The organism is Pseudomonas sp. MF6767, from assembly GCF_016405475.1.
Lineage (GTDB): Bacteria > Pseudomonadota > Gammaproteobacteria > Pseudomonadales > Pseudomonadaceae > Aquipseudomonas > Aquipseudomonas paracarnis.
This window is the reverse complement of record NZ_JAEKCY010000016.1, coordinates 18,567-39,821: the sequence shown is the minus strand read 5'-3', so window position 1 is coordinate 39,821 and position 21,255 is coordinate 18,567. Positions and strand designations below refer to the sequence as shown.

The 21,255-nt window shown below is 60.8% G+C and carries 21 protein-coding genes; 9 read left to right on the top strand and 12 right to left on the bottom strand.

Annotated elements, in window-relative coordinates; all coding sequences use genetic code 11:
• The first annotated feature begins 23 nt into the window (after positions 1–23).
• The gene (locus tag JFT58_RS22340; protein ID WP_054896984.1) at positions 24–398 is read left to right on the top strand and encodes a lysozyme inhibitor LprI family protein; all 375 of its coding nucleotides are present in this window, start codon (positions 24–26) and stop codon (positions 396–398) included.
• A 121-nt stretch (positions 399–519) separates the two neighbouring features.
• Here the strand turns inward: JFT58_RS22340 and JFT58_RS22335 are convergent, their stop codons facing one another.
• The 4 genes from JFT58_RS22335 to JFT58_RS22320 all read right to left on the bottom strand — a co-directional run bounded on the left by JFT58_RS22335 (position 520) and on the right by JFT58_RS22320 (position 4,863).
• Complete coding sequence (locus JFT58_RS22335; RefSeq protein WP_054896985.1) at positions 520–1,965, bottom strand: SulP family inorganic anion transporter; 1,446 nt, start codon at positions 1,963–1,965, stop codon at positions 520–522.
• A gap of 197 nt (positions 1,966–2,162) precedes the next feature.
• The gene (locus tag JFT58_RS22330) at positions 2,163–3,056 is read right to left on the bottom strand and encodes an NAD-dependent epimerase/dehydratase family protein (RefSeq protein WP_054896986.1); all 894 of its coding nucleotides are present in this window, start codon (positions 3,054–3,056) and stop codon (positions 2,163–2,165) included.
• A 103-nt stretch (positions 3,057–3,159) separates the two neighbouring features.
• The gene (locus JFT58_RS22325; RefSeq protein WP_034128763.1) at positions 3,160–4,056 is read right to left on the bottom strand and encodes a LysR family transcriptional regulator; all 897 of its coding nucleotides are present in this window, start codon (positions 4,054–4,056) and stop codon (positions 3,160–3,162) included.
• 42 nt (positions 4,057–4,098) lie between these two features.
• Positions 4,099–4,863, bottom strand: coding sequence for a sulfite exporter TauE/SafE family protein (locus JFT58_RS22320; RefSeq protein ID WP_054896987.1), 765 nt, complete (start codon positions 4,861–4,863; stop codon positions 4,099–4,101).
• 185 nt (positions 4,864–5,048) lie between these two features.
• On the opposite strand from JFT58_RS22320, the gene JFT58_RS22315 reads away from it, so the two are divergent.
• Complete coding sequence (locus tag JFT58_RS22315) at positions 5,049–5,963, top strand: LysR substrate-binding domain-containing protein (RefSeq protein ID WP_054896988.1); 915 nt, start codon at positions 5,049–5,051, stop codon at positions 5,961–5,963.
• A gap of 15 nt (positions 5,964–5,978) precedes the next feature.
• Here JFT58_RS22315 and JFT58_RS22310 read toward each other — a convergent pair whose 3' ends face one another.
• Both JFT58_RS22310 and kynU read right to left on the bottom strand, forming a co-directional pair.
• Positions 5,979–7,406 (bottom strand): amino acid permease, encoded by a 1,428-nt coding sequence (locus tag JFT58_RS22310; protein ID WP_034128766.1) that lies wholly within the window; start codon positions 7,404–7,406, stop codon positions 5,979–5,981.
• 132 nt (positions 7,407–7,538) lie between these two features.
• Positions 7,539–8,789 (bottom strand): kynureninase, encoded by a 1,251-nt coding sequence (gene kynU / locus JFT58_RS22305; RefSeq protein WP_054896989.1) that lies wholly within the window; start codon positions 8,787–8,789, stop codon positions 7,539–7,541.
• 144 nt (positions 8,790–8,933) lie between these two features.
• On the opposite strand from kynU, the gene JFT58_RS22300 reads away from it, so the two are divergent.
• Entirely contained in the window at positions 8,934–9,407 is a 474-nt protein-coding gene (locus tag JFT58_RS22300; RefSeq protein WP_003176072.1) for an Lrp/AsnC family transcriptional regulator, read from the top strand.
• 150 nt (positions 9,408–9,557) lie between these two features.
• Here JFT58_RS22300 and catA read toward each other — a convergent pair whose 3' ends face one another.
• The 3 genes from catA to JFT58_RS22285 are packed head-to-tail and all read right to left on the bottom strand — an operon-like array spanning position 9,558 to position 11,957.
• Complete coding sequence (gene catA, locus JFT58_RS22295; protein ID WP_034128778.1) at positions 9,558–10,487, bottom strand: catechol 1,2-dioxygenase; 930 nt, start codon at positions 10,485–10,487, stop codon at positions 9,558–9,560.
• Between the two features lie 39 nt (positions 10,488–10,526).
• Positions 10,527–10,817 carry a muconolactone Delta-isomerase gene (catC, locus tag JFT58_RS22290; RefSeq protein WP_003194105.1) on the bottom strand — a complete coding sequence of 97 codons (291 nt, stop codon included), beginning with the start codon at positions 10,815–10,817 and terminating at the stop codon, positions 10,527–10,529.
• Between the two features lie 12 nt (positions 10,818–10,829).
• Complete coding sequence (locus JFT58_RS22285; RefSeq protein ID WP_054897005.1) at positions 10,830–11,957, bottom strand: muconate cycloisomerase family protein; 1,128 nt, start codon at positions 11,955–11,957, stop codon at positions 10,830–10,832.
• 114 nt (positions 11,958–12,071) lie between these two features.
• Between JFT58_RS22285 and JFT58_RS22280 the strand changes: the two genes are divergently transcribed.
• Positions 12,072–12,947, top strand: coding sequence for a LysR family transcriptional regulator (locus tag JFT58_RS22280; RefSeq protein ID WP_054896990.1), 876 nt, complete (start codon positions 12,072–12,074; stop codon positions 12,945–12,947).
• Positions 12,948–13,079: 132 nt separating this feature from the next.
• Here the strand turns inward: JFT58_RS22280 and JFT58_RS22275 are convergent, their stop codons facing one another.
• The gene (locus tag JFT58_RS22275) at positions 13,080–14,072 is read right to left on the bottom strand and encodes an AraC family transcriptional regulator (protein WP_014719909.1); all 993 of its coding nucleotides are present in this window, start codon (positions 14,070–14,072) and stop codon (positions 13,080–13,082) included.
• Positions 14,073–14,383: 311 nt separating this feature from the next.
• Here JFT58_RS22275 and antA point away from each other — a divergent pair, with 311 nt between their 5' ends.
• From antA to JFT58_RS22255, 4 genes are all read left to right on the top strand, one after another.
• Positions 14,384–15,775, top strand: coding sequence for an anthranilate 1,2-dioxygenase large subunit (antA, locus tag JFT58_RS22270; protein WP_054896991.1), 1,392 nt, complete (start codon positions 14,384–14,386; stop codon positions 15,773–15,775).
• On the top strand, positions 15,775–16,266 hold the full coding sequence (gene antB / locus JFT58_RS22265) for an anthranilate 1,2-dioxygenase small subunit (protein WP_054896992.1): 492 nt from the start codon (positions 15,775–15,777) through the stop codon (positions 16,264–16,266). Before antA ends, antB begins: the two co-directional genes overlap by 1 nt.
• A gap of 133 nt (positions 16,267–16,399) precedes the next feature.
• Complete coding sequence (gene antC / locus JFT58_RS22260; RefSeq protein WP_054896993.1) at positions 16,400–17,407, top strand: anthranilate 1,2-dioxygenase electron transfer component AntC; 1,008 nt, start codon at positions 16,400–16,402, stop codon at positions 17,405–17,407.
• A 71-nt stretch (positions 17,408–17,478) separates the two neighbouring features.
• The gene (locus JFT58_RS22255) at positions 17,479–18,879 is read left to right on the top strand and encodes an amino acid permease (protein WP_044274391.1); all 1,401 of its coding nucleotides are present in this window, start codon (positions 17,479–17,481) and stop codon (positions 18,877–18,879) included.
• A gap of 145 nt (positions 18,880–19,024) precedes the next feature.
• Here JFT58_RS22255 and kynA read toward each other — a convergent pair whose 3' ends face one another.
• Together kynA and kynB are read right to left on the bottom strand one after the other, a co-directional pair.
• Positions 19,025–19,882, bottom strand: coding sequence for a tryptophan 2,3-dioxygenase (gene kynA, locus JFT58_RS22250; protein ID WP_054896994.1), 858 nt, complete (start codon positions 19,880–19,882; stop codon positions 19,025–19,027).
• Positions 19,879–20,529, bottom strand: coding sequence for an arylformamidase (kynB, locus tag JFT58_RS22245; RefSeq protein WP_054896995.1), 651 nt, complete (start codon positions 20,527–20,529; stop codon positions 19,879–19,881). The genes kynA and kynB overlap by 4 nt, the downstream gene beginning before the upstream one ends.
• A 364-nt stretch (positions 20,530–20,893) precedes the next feature.
• On the opposite strand from kynB, the gene JFT58_RS22240 reads away from it, so the two are divergent.
• Complete coding sequence (locus JFT58_RS22240; protein WP_003230905.1) at positions 20,894–21,238, top strand: cupin domain-containing protein; 345 nt, start codon at positions 20,894–20,896, stop codon at positions 21,236–21,238.
• Positions 21,239–21,255: the final 17 nt, after the last annotated feature.

Below are 21,255 nucleotides of genomic sequence, written 5' to 3'. Positions count from 1 at the left end.
ATCCATTGCCCAGGAACCCGCTCATGATTCGCACCACAATTGCCGCCAGCGTCCTGCTCTTGTGCAGCAGCGCTTATGCCGCCGACAACCCTGCCTTGAAAAAATGCATGGACAGCGCCAATACCACCGCCGACATGGTCAATTGCAACGCCCGGCAAACCAAGGTGCAGGACGACCGCCTGAACCGCGCCTACAAAACCGCCCTCGCCGCCCAGGAAGGGCCGCGCAAACAGCAACTGCAAGACGTGCAGCGCCTGTGGATCAAATACCGCGACGCCAACTGCGCCTTCGCAGGCAGCGCCACCGGCGGCACGATTGATCAGGTAAACGGCTCAGGCTGCGTGCTGGACATGACCCAGACCCGCGCCCAGGAGCTGGAAGACCTGGTCGGCCCGTAACTGCTACAGCTCCACCCCTGTGGCGAGGGAGCTTGCTCTCGCTGGGCTGCGCAGCGGCCCCAAAATCCTGGGCGCGCTTCGCACGCCAGCGGGAGCAAGCTCCCTCGCCACAGGGGCTCAATCAGTCGTGATGAACCTTGGCGCGCTTGAGCAGTTTTTTGCAGCGCTCGGATAAATGCAGCACCCGCAGGTGCTTGCCAGCCTTGGTGTAGCGCTCGCGCAGGGTCATCAGGGCGGCAATCGCCGAATAGTCGACAAAGCTCAGGTGACGGCAATCCAGTGTGACCTGGGCCGGGTCGTTGGCCGGGTCGAACTGATTCAAAAACGGCGTGGTCGAGGCGAAGAACAACGTGCCATGCAGCCGATAGAGCTTGCTGCCATCGGCCTCCAGGTGTTCATCGGCGTACAGTTCCCGCGCCTGCTGCCAGGCGAAGTTCAGCGCGGCGATGACGATACCGCACAGTACGGCGGTGGCCAGATCGGTGAACACCGTAATGATCGTCACCGCCATGATCACCAGCACATCATTGAGCGGCACCTTGTTGATCACCCGCAACGACGCCCAGGCGAAGGTCTGTTGCGACACCACGAACATCACGCCCACCAACGCCGCCAGCGGGATCCGCTCGATCAGTGGCGACAGAAACAGAATGAACAATAGAATCATCACCCCGGCAAACACCCCGGAGAAGCGCCCACGCCCGCCGGAGCTGAGGTTGATCACGGTTTGCCCGATCATCGCGCAACCCCCCATGCCGCCAAACAGGCCCGAGACCATATTCGCCGCGCCCAGGGCCACGCTTTCGCGGTCAGGATAACCACGGGTCTCGGTGATTTCGTCGGTGAGGTTGAGGGTCAGCAAGGTTTCCAACAGGCCAACCATCGCCATCAAAAATGCGTAGGGCGCAATGATACCGAGGGTTTCCAGGGTCCAGGGGATCTGCGGCAGGGTGAAAGTCGGCAAGCCACCGGCGATGTGCGCCATATCGCCCAAGGTGCGGGTCGGCAGGCCAAGCAGGTACACCGCCAGGCCCACACCGAGAATCGCCACCAGCGCGGGCGGTACAGCACGGGTCAGACGAGGCAACAGATACACAATGGCCATGGTTGCCGCCACCAACCCGGCCATCACGTACAACGGCGTGCCGCTGAGCCAGGTTTCACCGCTCTTGAAATGCTCCAGTTGCGCCAGCGCAATGATGATCGCCAGGCCGTTGACGAAGCCGAGCATCACCGAATGCGGCACCATGCGCACCAGCTTGCCCAGGCGCAGCAGGCCGAAAGCGACCATGATCAACCCGCCCAGCAGTACCGTCGCCAGCAAATACTCCACGCCGTGTTGCACCACCAGCGCGACGATCACCACCGCCATCGAACCGGCGGCGCCCGAGACCATGCCCGGGCGGCCGCCGAACAACGCGGTGAGGGTGCAAATGATGAAAGCACCGTAGAGGCCCATCAGCGGGTTGAGATGAGCCACCAGCGCAAAGGCGATGCATTCGGGCAGCAAGGCGAAAGACGTGGTGAGGCCGGCCAGGGCGTCGGCGCGCAGACGGGTGAGGTTCATGGAGTACCAGGGAATTGCGGGGGATTAGGCGGGGGATGGTACGGAATTGCGGCGGGTGGGGCTAGTGAAGTGTCAGGTCCGATACACCGAGTCGCTCCTTTCGCGAGCAAGCCAGCTCCCACATTTGGATCTGTGAATAGATTCAAATGTGGGAGCTGGCTTGCCTGCGATGACCGCACCGCGGTGCTAAGCGAACATCACACCATCTCGTCGCGAATCCACTCCACCACCGAAGTACGCTTGGGCACCCAACCCAACAGCTCACGAGCGTGCTTGCCGCGCACTCGGCTATTGGAGCCCAAGCCATAGTTGGCCATTTCATACCCCCACTCGGCCTCAGCCTCGGCCAATGACCAATCCTGTGGTTTACCCAGGTTCAGCGCTTGGGCAATCGCCGTGGTCATGTCGATGAATGCTGCTTCGCTGCTTTCCACAAAGTAGAACGTACCCGGGACGTTTTTGGTCAGCGCCAGCAGATACAGGGCGACCACATCTTCAATATGCACGTTGGACCAGATGTTCTGCCCGCTGCCCACATGGCGCACTACCCCGCTTTTGCGCGCCTGCTTGAGCAAGCGTGGCAATTGCACGCTGTCACGCTTTACGCCCAGGCTGTGGCCGTAGATCAGGGTGTTGCAGATCACCGCCGAATTCACACCGTCATTGGCCGCCGCAAGGATCAGGTTGTCGATCGCCACGCGTGCGGCCTTGTCGACGGTCGGCTCTGGCAGGTTGTCTTCAAAGTAGATGACTTCACTGGCCTTGCCGCCCGACGCATCGCCGACGATGCTCGAACCGCTGGTGTGCAGGAACGGCTTGTTTGAGCCTTTCAAGGCAGCCAGCAAGGTTTCTACGGCACCGCGATGGTCGCTGCTGGCGGCGTTGATCACCGCATCGGCCTTCTGCGCCTGCGCCGTCAACACGGCTGCGTCGTCGAGGGTGCCGATCACCGGCGTGATGCCCAGCGCGGTCAGTTCAGCGGCTTGTTCGGCGCTGCGCACCAGGCCGGTGACGTGATGGCCGGCGTTGACCAGGCCGGTGGCGATCGAACCGCCGATAAACCCTGCTGCACCGGTAACGAATACATTCATGGAGGTTGCTCCTGACTGGGTAAGTGATGCGCCCAGTATCCAGCCCCCACGGCTGCCGAATAAGCCCGTGCGGCCCAATTCACTCTTGCGTTCAGGTCACGAATCAGCGCGCATACCGCGCCAGCTTGGCCTGAATAAAGTCCAGGAAGCACTGGATGCGCAGTGCCAATTGCGAGTTGCGATAGAACACCGCGTGGATCGGCTGGCGATAACCGCTGTTGAACGCCTCCAACATGGGCACCAGGCGGCCGGCGTCGATGTCAGCGACGGTCATGAAATTCGACAGGCAACAAATGCCCTGCCCCTGCAGCGCTAACTGGCGCACGGTTTCGCCACTGGAGGCGCTGACGCCGGGCTGGATCAGCCAGCGGTCACCTTCGCCGTGACGCAGCGGCCAGTGGTTGAGGGTCTCGGTGTGGGTGAAACCCAGCAAGGTGTGATCAGCCAACTCGGCAACGGTCGTCGGCGTGCCGTATTGCTTGAGGTAGCCGGGGCTGGCCAGAACATGCAGCGGCGTGCTGCCCAGGAAACGCGCATGCAGGGTCGAGTCGGCAAGGGCGCCGATGCGAATGGCGATGTCGGTGCTTTGCTCCAGCAGGTCGATGATCAAATCATCGCTGTTGAGCTCCAACTGGATATCCGGGTAAAGGCTGCGAAATTCGGCGATATACGGCACGACCCCATGCAGCATGAACGGCACGGCGGCATTGATACGCAGGCGGCCGGCCGGTTTTTTCTGGCGCGATGACAGGCGCTCTTCCAGCTCATCCATCTGCGCAAGGATCAGCTTGGCCTGCTCGAAGAAGTACTTGCCCTCTTCGGTCAGGTCCATGCGCCGCGTGGTGCGGTTGATCAAGGTGGTGTCGAGTTTGGCTTCCAGGCGCGACAAGGTACGGCTGACTGCCGATGGCGTTTGCCCGACCTTTTCGGCGGCGGCGGAAATCGAGCCGCATTCAATCACGCTGACGAAGATCTGTAGCTCATCGGAACGGGCTTTCACGGGCGGTCCTTGATTTGTCGGCTGACACAGGCACGGCCATTATTAACCAGCCAGCAACAAATGGCCTCCCAGCAACGCCATGCCGGTGAAAAATCCACGTTTGAACCACAGCGCACTGATGCGTCGGCGCACCACCTGACCCAGCCACATCCCCAGCAATGCCGGCACCAACGCCAGCAATGACGCGCCCATTTCACCGCCGCCCAGTGCCCCGCGCCAGGCCAGCCCGGCGGCAAGTGCCAACGTCGACACGGTGAACGACAGCCCCAGCGCCTGCACCAACTGATCACGGCTCAAGCCCAGCGCCTGCAGGTACGGCACCGCCGGGATCACGAAGACACCGGTGGCCGAGGTAATGATGCCGGTGATCACCCCGCACAAGGGGCCCAGCCAACGCTCGGTTCGGGGCGCGACCTTGAAGGTTGGCAGGAATAACCCGCTCAGCGCATACACCAGTAAAGCCGCGCCCAGGGCACGCACCACCCAAGGTCCGCTACCCATGCCCAGCCACAAGGTGCCCAGCCCGGTGCCGAGGAAGATCAGCAACAGCATCGACCACAGGCGTTTGAGCAAGGCACCCAAGTGCCCGCCAAAGGACAGTTGCCAGAGGTTGGTCACCGTCGAAGGAATGATCAGCAATACCGCAGCCTGCGCCGGCAGCATAGCCAGGCCAAGCATACCCATGGCTACAGTGGGCAAGCCCAGGCCGATGACGCCCTTCACCGTACCGGCCAGCAGGAAGGTGGTGATGACCAGCGCTGTCAGGGCGGGGCCGAGGTTTTGGTAGAACGCGAGGAAGGTATTCATGCACCGATTGTGCAGGGCTGGAGAGTGGCTGAAAATTCGCCATATACTGAGGTAGCCTCTTGTTTTGTGTGAGGCTGATGACGCTATCGCAGGCAAGCCAGCTCCCACATTTGGAATTGTGAATACATTCAAGTGTGGGAGCTGACTTGCCTGCGATGAGGCCCTTCCAGTCACTGGAAAACTTAATGCACTTTGACCTCATCGACCTGCGCCTCTACCTGCACATCCTGGACTCCGGCAATATCACCGCCGGCGCGGCCCGCAGCCACCTGTCCCTGGCTGCCGCCAGCGCACGCATCCGAGCCATGGAGTCTTCACTGGGCATCGCGTTTCTCGAGCGCGGCCGCCGTGGCGTAACCCCAACACCCGCGGGCAAAGCCCTGGCGCGGCATGCTCGCCTGCTGTTGCAGCAGGCCGACCATCTGCAGCAAGACCTGGCCGAATACGCCAATGGCGTCAAAGGCCAGGTACGCCTGCTGTGCAATACCACCGCTCTAAGCGAGTACCTGCCTGAACTGCTCGCTCAGTTTTTGCGCGAGCACCCCAACCTCGATATCGACCTGCAAGAATTGCCCAGCCTGCGCATCACCCACGCCTTGCGCCAGGGCACCGCCGAGCTGGGGATTATTTCCGATGCGGTAGACACCCACGGCTTGCAGACCCTGGCGTTTCGCGACGACCCGCTGGTGCTGATCATGCCCCTGGACCACCCGTTGACCAGCGCGAGTTTTATCGAGAGCTTGCAATACGACTACGTGGGCCTGGCGGCCAACAGCGCGTTGGCGGTTTACCTGGAAGAACAGGCACTGCACGCGGGCTTTCGCTTGCAGACGCGCATTCGCGCCGACGGTTTTGATGGGGTGATTCGCATGGTCGCCGGCGGCGCGGGCCTGGGCATCGTGCCTCAGGCCGCCTTGGACCGTTGGCCACCTGCACGGCGCTTCAAAGCCCACCCCCTGCAAGAAGAATGGGCCTGCCGCAAACTGTTGTTATGCGCACGCTCGTTCGAGCAACTGCCCGGTTACGTCAGCACATTACTCGCTGCGCTCACCGCCCCCCCTTGTAGGAGCGAGCTCGCTCGCGAAGATCGCCAACGATAACGCGAGCTATCAGGTTTAACGCGGCGCTCTCGGGTTCTTCGCGAGCAAGCTCGCTCCTACAGATGATGCGCGTTTGTGGAAGAAGGTGTAGTAAACCGCCGACAAGATCAGCAGGAACGGCACGCCAAACACCAACGTCATCTTGAAGGCGTCGGTGAAATAGGTGGTGATCATCACCGCCCCCATCAGCACCAACCCCAGCAACGTGCTGTAGGGAAACAGGCGCAACTGGAACGACAACTTCGCCCCGCCATGACGCTTGCGATAGCGGCGGAAAAACAGGTGAGTGAGGAAGATCATGAACCAGGTGAAGATTGCGCCAAACATCGAGATCGCCATCATCAGGGTGAACGAGCTTTCCGGGTACACCACGTTGAGCAACGTCGCCAGGGCAATGCCCGAACTGGACAGCAGCAATGCGTTGAGCGGGATGCCGTTCTTGCTCAGCGCGCCCATGGACTTGGGCGCAAAACCAGCGCGCGACAGGCTGAACATCATGCGCGTGGTGATGTAGAGCTGACTGTTCATGGCCGACAGCGCCGCGATCAGGATCACGAAATTCATCACCCCGGTGGCACCGGGAATGCCGATGGTCTGCATCACTGTGACAAACGGGCTCTGGGCCTGGCCGGCCTGGTTCCACGGCACGATGGCGAGCATCAGCGCCAGGGTCAGCAGATAGAACACCACCAGCCGCACGATGGTAGCGCGGAAGGCTTTCTTCACTGCCTGCTCCGGGTCGGCGGCTTCACCGGCGGCCACGGCGATCATCTCGACACTGAGGTAGCTGAAGATCGACACGATCACCGCGATCCACATGCCACTCAAGCCATGGGGGAAAAAGCCGTCGTGGGCCGTGTAGTTCTGCACCCCGTAGTCAGGGTTACCGGAGCCGAACACCACATACACCGCCAGGATGATGAAACCGACAATGGCGCTGATCTTGATCGTCGAGAACCAGTATTCGAAGTTGCCGAAGGTCTTCACGCTGATCGCATTGAGCAGGATCAGCACACTGGAAAACGACACGATCCACACCCACTCCGGCACGTTGGCGAACCAGTACTTCATGTACATCGCCACCGCCGTGACCTCGGCCCCCACCGCCAGCACAATCGCCGCCCAGTAGGCATAGCGCACCAGGAACCCGGCCAACGGGCTGATGTAGAACTCGGCGTAAGCGCCAAAGGAGCCGGAGGTGGAATGGGCCACCGTCATCTCCGCCAGGCAGCCCATCAGCAGCAAGGTAATCAACGCGCCGATGGCGTAGCTCACCAGCACGCTCGGCCCGGCATAACCGATGGCGTAGGCGCTGCCCATGAACAGCCCGGTGCCGATGGCGCCACCGATGGCGATCATGCTCATCTGGCCGGAAGTGAGCTGGCGCCTCAGGCCCAGTTCACGGTGGGTAATTTCTGCAAAGCCGTTGTCTGGCGTGGTCACTGGTGTGCCCCTTTATTATTGTGATAGTGGCTGACGCTGAACCTGTGGGAGCTGGCTTGCCTGCGATAACGGTAGTGAATGCACCGACGCTATCGCAGGCAAGCCAGCTCCCACATTTGATCTGTGTTGCCCTTAAGTAACGCTGTTGCGCACTTTGAATTGCGCTTGGTCCCACGTAGCGTTATCGAGAATTTCACCGAGAATTTCCACGGCGTCCCACACTTCGGTAAAGCTGGTGTACAACGGCGTGAAACCAAAACGCATGATCCGCGGCTCACGGTAATCGCCGATCACGTCTCGGGCGATCAAGGCCTGGATCACCGCGTAACCTTCGGGGTGTTCAAAGCTGACGTGGCTGCCGCGCCGGGTGTGTTCACGCGGGGTGATCAGCTCCAGGCCGTGGGCGGCGCAACGACTTTCGACCAACGCAATGAACAGGTCAGTCAAGGCCAGGGACTTAGTCCGCAGGCGCACCATGTCGGTCTGGGCAAAAATCTCCAGGCCACATTCCACCATGGCCAACGAGGTAATCGGCTGCGTACCACAGAGGTAGCGGGCAATGCCGGCGCTGGGGGCGTAGGTGGACTCCATGGCGAACTGCCGGGTATGCCCGAACCAACCCGATAACGGCTGGCGCACCACATCCACCAACGCCGGGTTGACCCACACAAACGCCTGGGAGCCCGGTCCGCCGTTGAGGTATTTGTAGGTGCAGCCAATCGCATAATCCGCATTGGCCTGATGCAGGTCGACAGGTACCGCGCCCGCCGAATGCGCCAGGTCCCAGATGCTCAGCGCGCCGCACTCGTGGCTCAGCGCGGTCAGGGCCGCCATGTCGTACATATAGCCGGTCTTGTAGTTGACGTGGGTGAGCATCACCACCGCCACGTCCGCATCGATAGCCTGGGGAAGTTCCGCCGGGCTGTTCACCAGGCGCAAGGAATAGCCTTGTTGCAGCAATTCGGCCAAGCCTTCGGCGATGTACAAGTCGGTGGGAAAGTTGCTCGCTTCGCTGACGATGACCTTGCGCGCAGGTGTACGTTGGCGCTGCACACTCAAGGCGGCGCTGAGCACTTTGAACAGGTTGATCGAGGTGGTATCGGTGATCACCACCTCGCCCTCACGCGCACCAATCAATGGCGCCAGGCGATTGCCCAGGCGCTGGGATAAATCCGCCCAGCCGGCGCTGTTCCAGCTACGAATCAAGCCATTGCCCCACTCCTCGGCGATCACCTGTTGTGCCCGCTCCAGCGCCGCCACCGGGCGAGCGCCGAGGGAGTTGCCATCGAGGTAGATCACGCCTTCGGGCAAGGCGAATTGGGCACGCAGGTGGGCCAACGGGTCCTGGGCGTCGAGGGCTTGGCAATGGCTTCGAGTGGTCATGGGTCGTCCTGGTTTTTATAAGTGAGGATGAACCAAATAATGAACGAACTTTTAGAGAATTTTCGTGCAAAGTGGTGGGTGAACGGCTATTTAAGCTGTAGAAAATTCGAATTTAACCTCCAAACACGCGGATATCTTCCAAGCATGATTCTCGACGCTACCGACCTGCGCCTCCTGCATTTCCTGCAACAGGATGGCCGCATCAGCAACCAGGAATTGGCGGAAAAAGTCGCGCTGTCGCCGTCTGCATGCCTGCGCCGTTTGCGCCTGCTGGAGAGCGAGGGAATCATCAGCGGTTACCGCGCGGTATTGAACGCCGAACAGCTGGGAATCGAGCTGGAAGCCATCGTGCACCTGTCGCTGCGCCAGGATGTGGAGGACTGGCATGAGACGTTTATCAAGAAGGTGCAAGGCTGGCCGGAGGTGGCGAGCGCCTATGTAATCACCGGCGCCAGCAACTATGTGCTGCGGGTGCAGGCGCGCAACCTCAAGCACTTTTCGGACTTTATCGTGAATCATCTGAACCGCACGGCGGGGGTGATGGATATCCGCTCGGAGATAGTGCTGCAGAAGATCAAAGACCGGGATGAGGTGTTGGACCTGGTCGTGCGCAAATAACTAAATCACCAAAAAACCAATGTGGGAGCTGGCTTGCTGTGGCGAGGGAGCTTGCTCCCGCTGGGGTGCGCAGCGCCCCCAAAAGCCGGCTCCAGCTTCGCTGTCGAGCGGGAGCAAGCTCCCTCGCCACAGCAAGCCAGCTCCCACAGATCAGTCTTCGAGGGCGCGGACTCGTTGCATGCGCTGCTGCTCTATTGGCGCATCCGCCACCTGCAACTCAAAGTCAAAATCAATCTGCGCAAACCGCCCTTGCACGCCAAATTCGCGCGCCAGTTGCGGATCGTCACTGAAGCGAATCTCGGCAATCAGTTCATCCCGGGTGGCATAGGCAAAGTCATCGTGCAGGTACGGATCATCCGACAGGTTGATCTGCGTGGTCAGGTGCCGGTGCCCCGGCGCCGAGATGAAGAAGTGGATATGCGCCGGCCGTTGCCCGTGGCGCCCCAGTTGGTCAAGCAACTGTTGCGTCGGCCCGCTCGGTGGGCAGCCGTAGCCTGAAGGCACGATGCTGCGAAAACGGTAGTTGCCCTGGGCGTCGGTCTCGATGCGCCGACGCAGGTTGAATTCCGATTGCGCCGGGTCGAACCACGAATAGGTCCCGCCCGTGTTGGCCTGCCACACATCGACAATCGCCCCTGCCAACGGCTTGCCCTCGGTATCGCGTACTTGCCCGCGCATGAACAACGGCACCGCGTCGTCCTTGCCGTCATCCAGCCGTGCCTCGTACTTGGACAGCGGCGCACCGGCCACGTACAACGGGCCTTCGATGGTGCGCGGCGTGCCGCCCGACTTGCCGGCCTCCTCGTCGGCGGCATCCATCAACAGGTCCAGGTAATGCTCCAGGCCCAAGCCGGCGGCAAGCAGGCCGGCCTCCTGGTTTTTGCCCAGTTCATTGAGGTAGTTGACCGCCTTCCAGAATTCTTCCGGGGTCACTTCCAGGTCTTCGATGATGTTCACGGTGTCACGCAGGATCCGATAGATCAGCGCCTTGGTGCGCGGGTTGCCCGCGTCATTGAGATTACCGCTGGCTTCTTCGAGAAACTGTTGGGCGTGGGCAGTCTGGGACAGGCGGATGGACATGGTGCATTCCTCATCTTGTAGTTATAGGTGGAAGCCGGCTCAGCGGTCGTCCGCATGGATCGACGACGGATGGCGGCACAGCGCGTTCACTTCGATGGCCATGTAGGGGAACAACGGCAGTTGCATCAGCAGGTCGTGCAGGTCCTGCACGCTGTCGACATCGAACACGCTGTAGTTGGCGTAATGCCCGGCGATGCGCCACAGGTGGCGCCATTTGCCCTCCTCTTGCAGGCGCTGAGCCAAGGCTTTCTCCTCGGCCTTGAGGCTGGCGGCACGCTCGGGGTGCATGTCGAGGGGCAGGTTCACGGTCATTTTTACGTGGAACAACATGGCAGAGGCCTCTTAGTGTTTGTCACGGCGAAAGAACGCCAGGCGCTCTTCATCGAGCGCCAGGCCCAGGCCCGGCGCGCTGGCAACGTGCAGCTGGAAATCGCGGTACACCGGTGGCTCGGTGAGGATGTCTTCGGTGAGCAACAGCGGGCCGAACAATTCGGTGCCCCACGCCAGGGTGTTCAGCGTGAGAAAGGCATGGGCCGAAGCCAGGGTGCCAATGCCGCCTTCGAGCATGGTGCCGCCGTACAGGCCGATGCCAGCCGCTTCGGCAATCGCCGCCGTGCGCAATACAGCGCGAGGGCCGCCATTCTTGGCGATCTTGAGGGCGAACACTGTGGCCGAGCCTTCACGGGCCAGGTTGAATGCATCCTCGACACACTCGATGGACTCATCGGCCATGATCGGCACCGGGCTCGACAGGTTGAGCCGAGTCATACCACCACGGTTGTTGCGCGAGATCGGTTGTTCGATCAGGTCGATACCGTTGTCGCCGAGCACCTTGCACGCCCGCAGGGCCACGGCTTCATCCCAGGCCTGGTTGACGTCGACGCGCACACTGGCGCGCTCGCCCAGGGCTTTTTTGATCGCGATCACATGGGCCAGGTCGCGGTTGACCTCCCCCGCGCCGATCTTCAATTTGAAGAGACGGTGGCGGCGCAGGTCGAGCATTTTCTCGGCCTCGTTGATGTCCTGTTCGGTATTACCGCTGGCCAGGGTCCAGGCCACCGGCAACGCATCACGCACACGCCCGCCCAGCAGCTCGCTGACCGGGAGCCCGAGGCGTTTGCCAAGGGCGTCGAGCAAGGCGCTTTCGATACCGGACTTGGCAAAGGTGTTGCCGCGAATACTGCGCTCCAGGCGCAACATCGCCGCGTTGACGTTACTCGCGTCCTGGCCGATCAGCAGCGGCGCGAAGTGACAGTCGATGTTGACCTTGATGCTGTCGGGGCTCTCGTTGCCGTAGCTCAGGCCACCGATGGTGGTGGCTTCACCGATGCCTTCGATGCCGTCGGTGCAACGCAGGCGAATGATGACGAGGGTCTGGTTTTGCATCGTGTGCATCGCCAGCTTGTGCGGGCGAAGGGTGGGCAGGTCGACGATGACAGTTTCAATCGACTCGATGGTGCAAATCGGCATGGCAATACCCATTGGGTTCTTTATAAATTTACGTCGATTCTGTTCCGCATTTTTTTGGGCTTCCAATATAGAATTGGTCTCGTGCGATACCCTCAAGGTATGAAAGGAGTCGATATGGAACTGCGTCACTTGCGCTATTTCCAGGTGCTGGGCGAGACCCTCAACTTCACCCGAGCTGCCGAACGCTTGCATATCGCCCAGCCGCCTTTGAGCCGGCAGATCCAGCAACTGGAGGACGAACTGGGGGTGGTGCTGCTGGAGCGCAGCCGGCCCTTGCGGCTGACAGAGGCCGGACGGTTTTTCTATGAGCATGCCAATATGCTGCTCGAACAACTGGGCAAGGTCTGCGACACCACCCGGCGCATCGGCCAAGGCGAGAAAACCTGGCTGGGCATCGGCTTTGCGCCGTCGACCTTGTATGGCGTGCTGCCGGAGCTGATTCGGCGCCTGCGCACTCACGAGGCCCTGGAGCTGGAGCTGGGTTTGTCGGAGATGACCACTTTGCAGCAGGTCGAAGCGCTCAAGGCTGGCCGCATTGACGTAGGCTTCGGGCGGATTCGCATCGACGATCCGGCCATCGTCCAGCGCGTACTGGTGGAGGACCGCCTGGTAGCAGTGCTGCCCAGTGGTCACCCGTTGCTGGGCGCCCCGGCCACCCTCGCCCAGTTGGCCGGCGAACCCTTTGTGCTCTACCCCGGCAACCCGCGCCCCAGTTATGCCGACCATGTGATCGCGCTGTTCGACGCCCATGGCTTGAGCCTGAAGGTGGCGCAGTGGACCAACGAATTGCAGACCGCTATTGGCCTGGTGGGCGCAGGTATGGGGGTGACGTTGGTGCCGGCGTCGGTGCAGGTGCTGCATCGGGCGGATATTGGCTATACGCCGATTGTGGAGGCCACTGCGACTTCGCCGATCATTCTGAGCCGGCGGGTGAATGACCAGTCGCCGGGGCTGACTCATTGCCTGCAACTGGTTGAGGAACTGATCTGAGGTTCTCCAGACGCCCCATATTCCATGTGGGAGCTGGCTTGCCTGCGATGGCGGCGGAACAGTTGGCATCGTATTGATCGGCCGACCGCTATCGCAGGCAAGCCAGCTCCCACAGATTGCTTTTCATCCAGTTCAAGTAATGCGCAGGCGCTTGCGTTGCAATGTCTGGCTGGGCGACTCATCGAACAGCTTGCGGTATTCCGCCGAAAACCGCCCCAGGTGCGTAAACCCCCAGCCCAGGGCGATTTCAGAAATAGTGCGCATTGAGCCCTGCTCCAGAATCTCCTGGCGCACCGCCCCCAACCGATGCTTCTTCAGATACGCCATGGGCGACAGTGCGAAGTACTTGCGAAACGCATCGAACAGTTTGAACCGCGACACGCCCGCTGCCGCTTCCAGGTCTTCCAGGTGCAGCACTTCACGGGCGTTGTCGTGGATGAATTGCCGCGCACGGATCAAGTAGTGCGGCAGTTTCACCCCCAGAACCTCGCGCAGTTCTTCAGAGTAGTTATTGGGTTGGGCCAGGATCAGCCCCTTGATCAGCGAGCTTTCCAGGTCACGGGTAAACGCCGCCTGCTCGTACAACTCGCTGCTGCATTCCAGTTCGGCGATGAAGTATCGCGCCATGCGCCACCACGAGGCCGGTGCTCCGTCCACAGCATCCATCACCGACTCAAACCGCAGCGGTGCATCGATGGGCCGTTGCAGCAAACCTTCCAGTGACTCGCTCATCGCCGCGCGGGTGATCACCACCTGCAACTTGCGGCAGTCACCGGAAATCGCCAGCACCTGATGCTCATTGGGTGAAATGATCACGCCCTGGTCGCGGTTGGAACTGAGGCGCTCACCGTTCTTGCTCAGCTCCTGCTCGCCCACCAGCGGCAGGCTCAAGCTGTAGCTGCGAAAGTGCTCGGCGTCTTCGATGTCGATGGTCACATCGGTACCGTATTCGATCACGCCCAGGGTGGTGGCGCGGGACTTGAACACGTTGGCGCTGTGGTGAAAGCGCAGGCGCTCGGGGGTGGCCGTCGCCAGGCGATGGGGCCCGCAGATGCCGGACATCCAGCTGCGCGCGCCTTCCAGGTCGAAGCGTTGAATATGAATATCGCGTGTCTGGCTACTCATCAGGGTGCACCCACGGCGGTTAGGCATTTGCGCGCTCTGGCGGCGCGTCGTTGAACCTCGACAGCAAGTTCCAGGCCACGCCAGTAGCGTGGCCACTGGGTGGATAGTAAGGGTCGACTATGTGGATAAATCCCAGGGTTCTACGACCATCGCCCACCATCACAGTAGCGCATGCCGTCACCTGCGCGCACCGCCATGGGTATTTGTTGCCCAACTTTGCGGCCTGCGTTCCCCCATTAAGCGGATAGCCCGCTACCGCATTGCAGCCGCTTAATGGCTCACCGTTTAGCCATGATCAAAAGGTGCCTCCCATGAGTGGTGCAAGAACCGTCGAGCAGTGGAAAACCTTTATCGAAAGCTGCCTGGACTTTCGCCCGGCAGATGAAGTGTTCCGCATCGCCCGCGACATGTTCACCGAGCCCGAACTGTTCGACCTGGAGATGGAGCTGATCTTCGAAAAAAACTGGATCTACGCCTGCCACGAAAGCGAACTGGCCAATAACCACGACTTCGTGACGATGCGCGCCGGGCGCCAACCGATGATCATCACCCGTGACGGCGAAGGCCGGCTCAACGCGCTGATCAACGCCTGCCAGCATCGCGGCACTACCCTCACCCGCGTGGGCAAGGGCAACCAATCCACTTTCACCTGCCCGTTCCACGCCTGGTGCTACAAGAGCGATGGCCGACTGGTGAAGGTCAAGGCGCCAGGGGAATACCCGGAAGGTTTCGACAAGGCCACCCGCGGCCTGAAAAAAGCGCGCATCGACAGCTACAAGGGCTTTGTGTTTATCAGCCTGGACGTGAACGGCACCGACAGCCTGGAAGATTTCCTCGGCGACGCCAAAGTGTTCTTCGACATGATGGTGGCGCAATCGGCCACCGGAGAGTTGGAGGTGCTTGCGGGCAAGTCTGCCTACACCTACGACGGCAACTGGAAGCTGCAAAACGAAAACGGCCTGGACGGTTATCACGTCAGCACCGTGCACTACAACTACGTGGCCACCGTGCAGCATCGCCAGCAGGTCAACACCGAGAACGGCGCAGGTTCCAGCACGACGCTGGACTACAGCAAGCTCGGCGCCGGCGACGCGAATACCGATGACGGCTGGTTCGCCTTCAATAACGGCCACAGTGTGTTGTTCAGCGACATGCCCAACCCCAGCGTGCGCTCCGGCTACGCCACCATCATGCCGCGCCTGGTAGAAGAACACGGCCAGCAGAAGGCCGAGTGGATGATGCACCGCCTGCGCAACCTGAACATCTACCCCAGCCTGTTCTTTCTCGACCAGATCAGCTCGCAGCTGCGCATCATCCGCCCGGTGGCCTGGAACAAGACCGAAATCATCAGCCAGTGCCTGGGCGTGAAAGGTGAGTCCGACGCCGATCGCGAAAACCGGATCCGCCAGTTCGAGGACTTCTTCAACGTCTCGGGCATGGGCACGCCCGACGACCTGGTGGAATTTCGCGAAGCCCAGCGCGGTTTCCAGGGCCGCCTGGAGCGCTGGAGCGATATTTCTCGCGGCAGCCATCGCTGGGAGACCGGGCCGACGCCCAACAGCGAGGCCATTGGCATCCAACCGGCGATGACCGGCACTGAGTTCACCCACGAAGGCTTGTACGTCAACCAGCACCGCAATTGGCAACGGTTTCTGCTCAAGGGTTTGGACCAGCGGGCCCTGAGCCTGCGGGAGGTGAAGTGATGAATGCGCAATTGCAGTACCAGATCGAGCAGTTCTTCTACCGCAAGTCCGAACTGTGCGACGCCCAGGACTGGGACGCCTACGTGCAGTTGTTCGACCCGCAGAGCGAATTCCACCTGCCGCAATGGGATTCCGAACACGTCTACACCCAAGACCCCAAGCGCGAGATGTCGTTGATCTACTACGCCAACCGCTCGGGCCTGGAAGACCGCGTGTTCCGCCTGCGCACCGGCAAAGCCGCCTCTGCCACGCCGATGCCGCGCACCTTGCACCTGATCAATAACGTGCGCATTGCCGAACAAAGTGACAGCACCTTGGAGGTGCGCTTGAACTGGCACACGCTGTTTTATCGGCTGGCTACTTCCGAGCAGTTCTATGGGCACGCAACCTATCGCCTCAAGCCCGAGGGCGACAGCTGGCTGATCATGCGCAAGCACGCCTTGCTGCTCAACGACACCATCAACTCGGTGCTGGATTTCTATCACCTTTAAAAACCAGCACCCCCCCTGTGGCGAGGGAGCTTGCTCCCGCTGGAGTGCGCAGCGCTCCCAGTTTTTTGGGGCAGCTTCGCAGCCCAGCGGGAGCAAGCTCCCTCGCCACAGGGGCACGCTTGGAGTTTCATCAATGAATCACAAAGTGGCCTTCAGCTTTGCCGATGGCAAGACCCTGTTCTTCCCGGTGGGCGCCCATGAAATCCTGTTGGACGCAGCCCTGCGCAACGGCATCAAAATCCCGCTCGATTGCCGCGAAGGTGTGTGCGGCACCTGCCAGGGGCGTTGCGAATCCGGTGAGTACACCCAGGACTACGTCGACGAGGAAGCGCTCTCCAGCCTCGACCTGCAACAGCGCAAGATGCTCAGTTGCCAGACCCGGGTGAAGTCCGACGCCACCTTCTATTTCGACTTTGATTCGAGCCTGTGCAACGCCCCCGGGCCCGTGCAGGTACGCGGCACGGTGAGCGCGGTGCAGCAGGTCTCGACCAGCACCGCCATCTTGCAGGTGCAACTGGACCAGCCACTGGATTTTTTGCCGGGCCAATATGCGCGTCTGTCGGTGCCCGGCACCGATAGCTGGCGCTCCTACTCCTTCGCCAACCGGCCGGGTAATCAGTTGCAGTTCCTGGTACGCCTGCTGCCCGATGGAGTCATGAGCAACTACCTGCGTGAACGCTGCCAAGTAGGTGATGAAATGTTGATGGAGGCGCCCTTGGGTGCGTTTTATCTGCGGCATGTCACCCAACCGTTGGTACTGGTGGCGGGCGGCACCGGGTTGTCGGCGTTGTTGGGCATGCTCGATGAGCTGGCCGTCAACGGCTGCACGCAACCTGTGCACCTGTACTACGGCGTGCGCGGCGCCGAAGATTTATGTGAAGCGGCGCGTATCCACGCCTACGCGGCAAAAATCCCGAACTTTCGCTACACCGAAGTGCTGAGCGACGCCTCAGCCGAGTGGACGGGCAAACGCGGCTACCTCACCGAGCATTTCGACCTGGCCGAACTGCGGGACAGATCGGCGGATATGTACGTGTGCGGCCCCCCTCCGATGGTCGAATCCATCCAGCAATGGCTGGCGGATCAGGCACTTGATGGCGTTCAGCTGTATTACGAAAAGTTTACGCAGAGTAATATCTGACCCTCAGCAGTTCTGAGGGGCCGATGCGGCGTGCAATCACCCTTGAGAAAAACAAGTAGAAGGGAATGTTAATGGCGGATGACATGGTTAACCCGGTGGGCCTCAAGCGTGGCCTGAAAAACCGGCACATTCAGCTGATCGCCTTGGGAGGTGCGATTGGTACAGGCTTGTTCCTCGGCTCGGCCGGGGTACTCAAGTCGGCGGGGCCGTCGATGATCCTGGGCTATGCGGTGGCCGGGTTTATCGCGTTCCTGATCATGCGCCAGCTAGGCGAGATGATCGTCGAAGAGCCGGTGGCCGGTTCCTTCAGCCACTTCGCACATAAATACTGGGGCGGTTACGCAGGCTTCCTGGCGGGCTGGAACTACTGGGTGCTCTACGTGCTGGTGGGCATGGCCGAGTTGACGGCGGTGGGCAAGTACATCCAGTTCTGGTGGCCGGAGATCCCAACCTGGGTCAGCGCGCTGGTGTTCTTCGTCGCGGTGAACCTGATCAACACCCTGAACGTGAAGTTCTTCGGTGAAGCCGAATTCTGGTTTGCGATCATCAAGGTGGTGGCGATTGTCGGCATGATCGTGCTCGGCTGCTACCTGCTGTTCAGCGGCACCGGCGGCCCCCAGGCCTCGGTCAGCAACCTGTGGAGCCACGGTGGTTTCTTCCCCAATGGCGGCATGGGGCTGTTGATGTCGATGGCCTTCATCATGTTCTCGTTCGGTGGCCTGGAACTGGTCGGCATCACCGCCGCCGAGGCCAGCGAACCACGCAAGGTGATCCCCAAGGCAATCAATCAGGTGGTGTACCGCATCCTGATTTTCTATGTCGGTGCGCTGACCGTGCTGTTGTCGCTGTACCCGTGGGATCAACTGCTGCAAACCCTCGGCGCGTCAGGCGATGCCTACAGCGGCAGCCCGTTTGTGCAGATCTTCTCGCTGATCGGCAACGACACCGCCGCCCACATCCTCAACTTCGTGGTGCTGACCGCGGCGTTGTCGGTGTACAACAGCGGCGTGTACTGCAACAGCCGCATGCTGTTCGGCCTGGCCGAGCAAGGTGACGCGCCCAAGGCGCTGATGAAGCTCAACAAGCAAGGCGTGCCGCTGCGGGCGTTGGCGATTTCGGCGTTGGTGACGATGCTGTGCGTGGTGGTCAACTACGTCGCGCCGCACAGTGCCCTGGAGTTGCTGTTCGCGCTGGTGGTTGCTTCGTTGATGATCAACTGGGCGCTGATCAGCCTGACCCATATCAAGTTCCGCAAGGCCATGGGCGAGCAAGGCGTGACGCCGTCGTTCAAGACCTTCTGGTTCCCGTTCAGCAACTACCTGTGTCTGGCCTTCATGGTGATGATCATCGGGGTGATGCTGGCGATTCCGGGAATTCGTGAGTCGGTGTACGCGATGCCGGTATGGGTGGGGATTATCTATATCGCCTACCGGTTTAGGATCAGAAACGGGAAAGTTGCCGTGGCGCAGTAACCCCTGTGGGAGCGGGCTTGCCCGCGATTGCGGCGTGTCAGCCAATGGATGAGCCGACTGATACACCGCAATCGCAGGCAAGCCAGCTCCCACAATTGACTGTATTTCACCTAGAAAAAAGCCCCGGTAATCCGGGGCTTTTTTATTAGAGCGTGGAACGTACTCGCCAGAGTTCAGGGAACAGTACCGTGTCGAGCATCTTGCGCAGGTACCCCACGCCTTCAGTACCACCAGTACCCGGCTGGAAGCCGATGATGCGCTCCACCGTGGTGACATGCCGGAAGCGCCACTGGCGGAACGAATCTTCCAGGTCGATAAACTTCTCGGCCAATTGATACAAGTCCCAGTAGCGATTCGGGTCGCGATACACCTCGCGCCACGCCGCTTCCACCGATTCATCGTGCACCGTGGCCGCCGTCGGGTCGCGTTCGGCGCGCTGAGGGTCAATCGCCAGCCCTGCCTTGATCATCAGGTTCACCGCCTCGTCATACAACGACGGCGTGGCAATCGCCACCTGCAATTGCTGCAGCAACTCCGGGCGATGAGCATGGGGCCGCAGCAGCGCCGGGCTTTTGTTGCCGAGGATGAATTCGATCTCGCGGTACTGGAACGACTGGAACCCCGACGACTGCCCCAGGAACGGGCGAATCGCCTTGTATTCCGACGGGGTCATGGTCGCCAGCACCGCCCAGGCGTGCACCAGTTGATCGAAGATCCGCGACACCCGCGCCAGCATCTTGAACGCCGGTGGCAGCTCACCCAGGCGCACATGTTCGCGGGCGGCCTTGAGTTCGTGCAGCATCAGTTTCATCCACAGCTCCGAGGTCTGGTGCTGGATGATGAAGAGCATTTCGTTGTGATCCGGCGACAGCGGGTGCTGGGCGCTGAGGACTTTGCCCAGGTCCAGGTAATCGCCATAGCTCATGGACTCGGAAAAATTCAGTTCGGCGTTATGCCATTCTTCCGGCGGTTGGTAATCAGCTGAGAAAGGACATTGGCTCATCGCGTGGGCTCCTTGAGCGGGCGGAGAATGGCGCGCACGGGGCTCGCGTCCAGGTTGGCGAAGCGCAGCGGCAGCGCGATCAGTTCATAGTCGCCCTCCGGTACGTCATCGAGCACGATGCCTTCGAGGATCGCCATGCCATGGCGCGCCACGGCGTTGTGCGAATCCATGGTCTTGGATTGCTGCGGGTCCAGGGACGGCGTATCGATACCGATCAGACGCACACCCAGGCCGGCGAGCAGCTCAATGGTTCGCGGGGCGATGGCAGTGAAATTCGAATCCCATTCAGTCAGTGGCGCTTGTGGATAAGTACGCAGCAGCACGCGCTCGGGCAGGTTATCCAAACGCCCTTGCAACTGATGGGGCTCAACCAACGCGCCGCTGCCCAGGCAATGCAATACCCGGCAAGGGCCCATGTACACATCCAGCGATACCTCGCCAATCGGCGCGCCATCAGCGCTGTAATGCAGCGGCGCATCCACATGGGCACCGGTGTGCGGCGACAGGGTGACGCGCCCCACATTTACCGGACACTCGGGGCCGAACTGCCACACGCGCTCCTCCTGGAACGGCGTATCGCCCGGCCAGGTCGGGGTGGCCGTGCTCAAGGGCGGGCTGATATCCCACCACGTTTTTATTGGGTTCATTGCAAGGCTCTCACTCGTTACTGAGGTGAATGATACGAGGGAGGGATGTGAATTTTCTTGCGAATTCTGGCGCGACACGGGAAATCTTTCGCAGTTACTGCGAGGAAACATCGGTTTGATGCACAGATCTGTCGCTCAGATACGCCACGACCTCTCGTGGGAGCCTGGCTTGCCAACGATAGCGGAGTGTCAGGCAATCGAGATGCTCGCTGTGCCACCGCCATCGCGGGCAAGCCCGGCTCCAACAGGGGACCGCGGTGTTCAGGTGACTGCGCTTCTGGGCATCCCAATGTCGAGTTCAGACCACTGGCGCAACGCCCGAGGCCTTAGGGTTGAGCTTTCCCTTCCCTGCCTCGGAGTCATCATGTCCAAGCCCATCACCGTACTGCGCGACACCCACCCACTGCCGGTCCTGGATGCCTGCAAATGGGAAAAGCTCGAAGGTGACCCGCACACTGTCAACCTCAACGCCTACACCAGCGAAGACGGCAGCAAGATCATGGGCACCTGGATCTGCACACCGGGCAAGTGGTACGTGGAATACGTGAAGTGGGAATACTGCCATTTCCAGGAAGGCTACTGCGTGATCACGCCTGAAGGCATGGAGCCGATCCATCTGCGCGCTGGGGATATCTTTGTAGTGGAGCCAGGGATGAAGGGGACGTGGGAAGTGGTCGAGACTGTGCGTAAGTATTTTGTGTTTGCCTGACCCAGCAAAACCTGTGG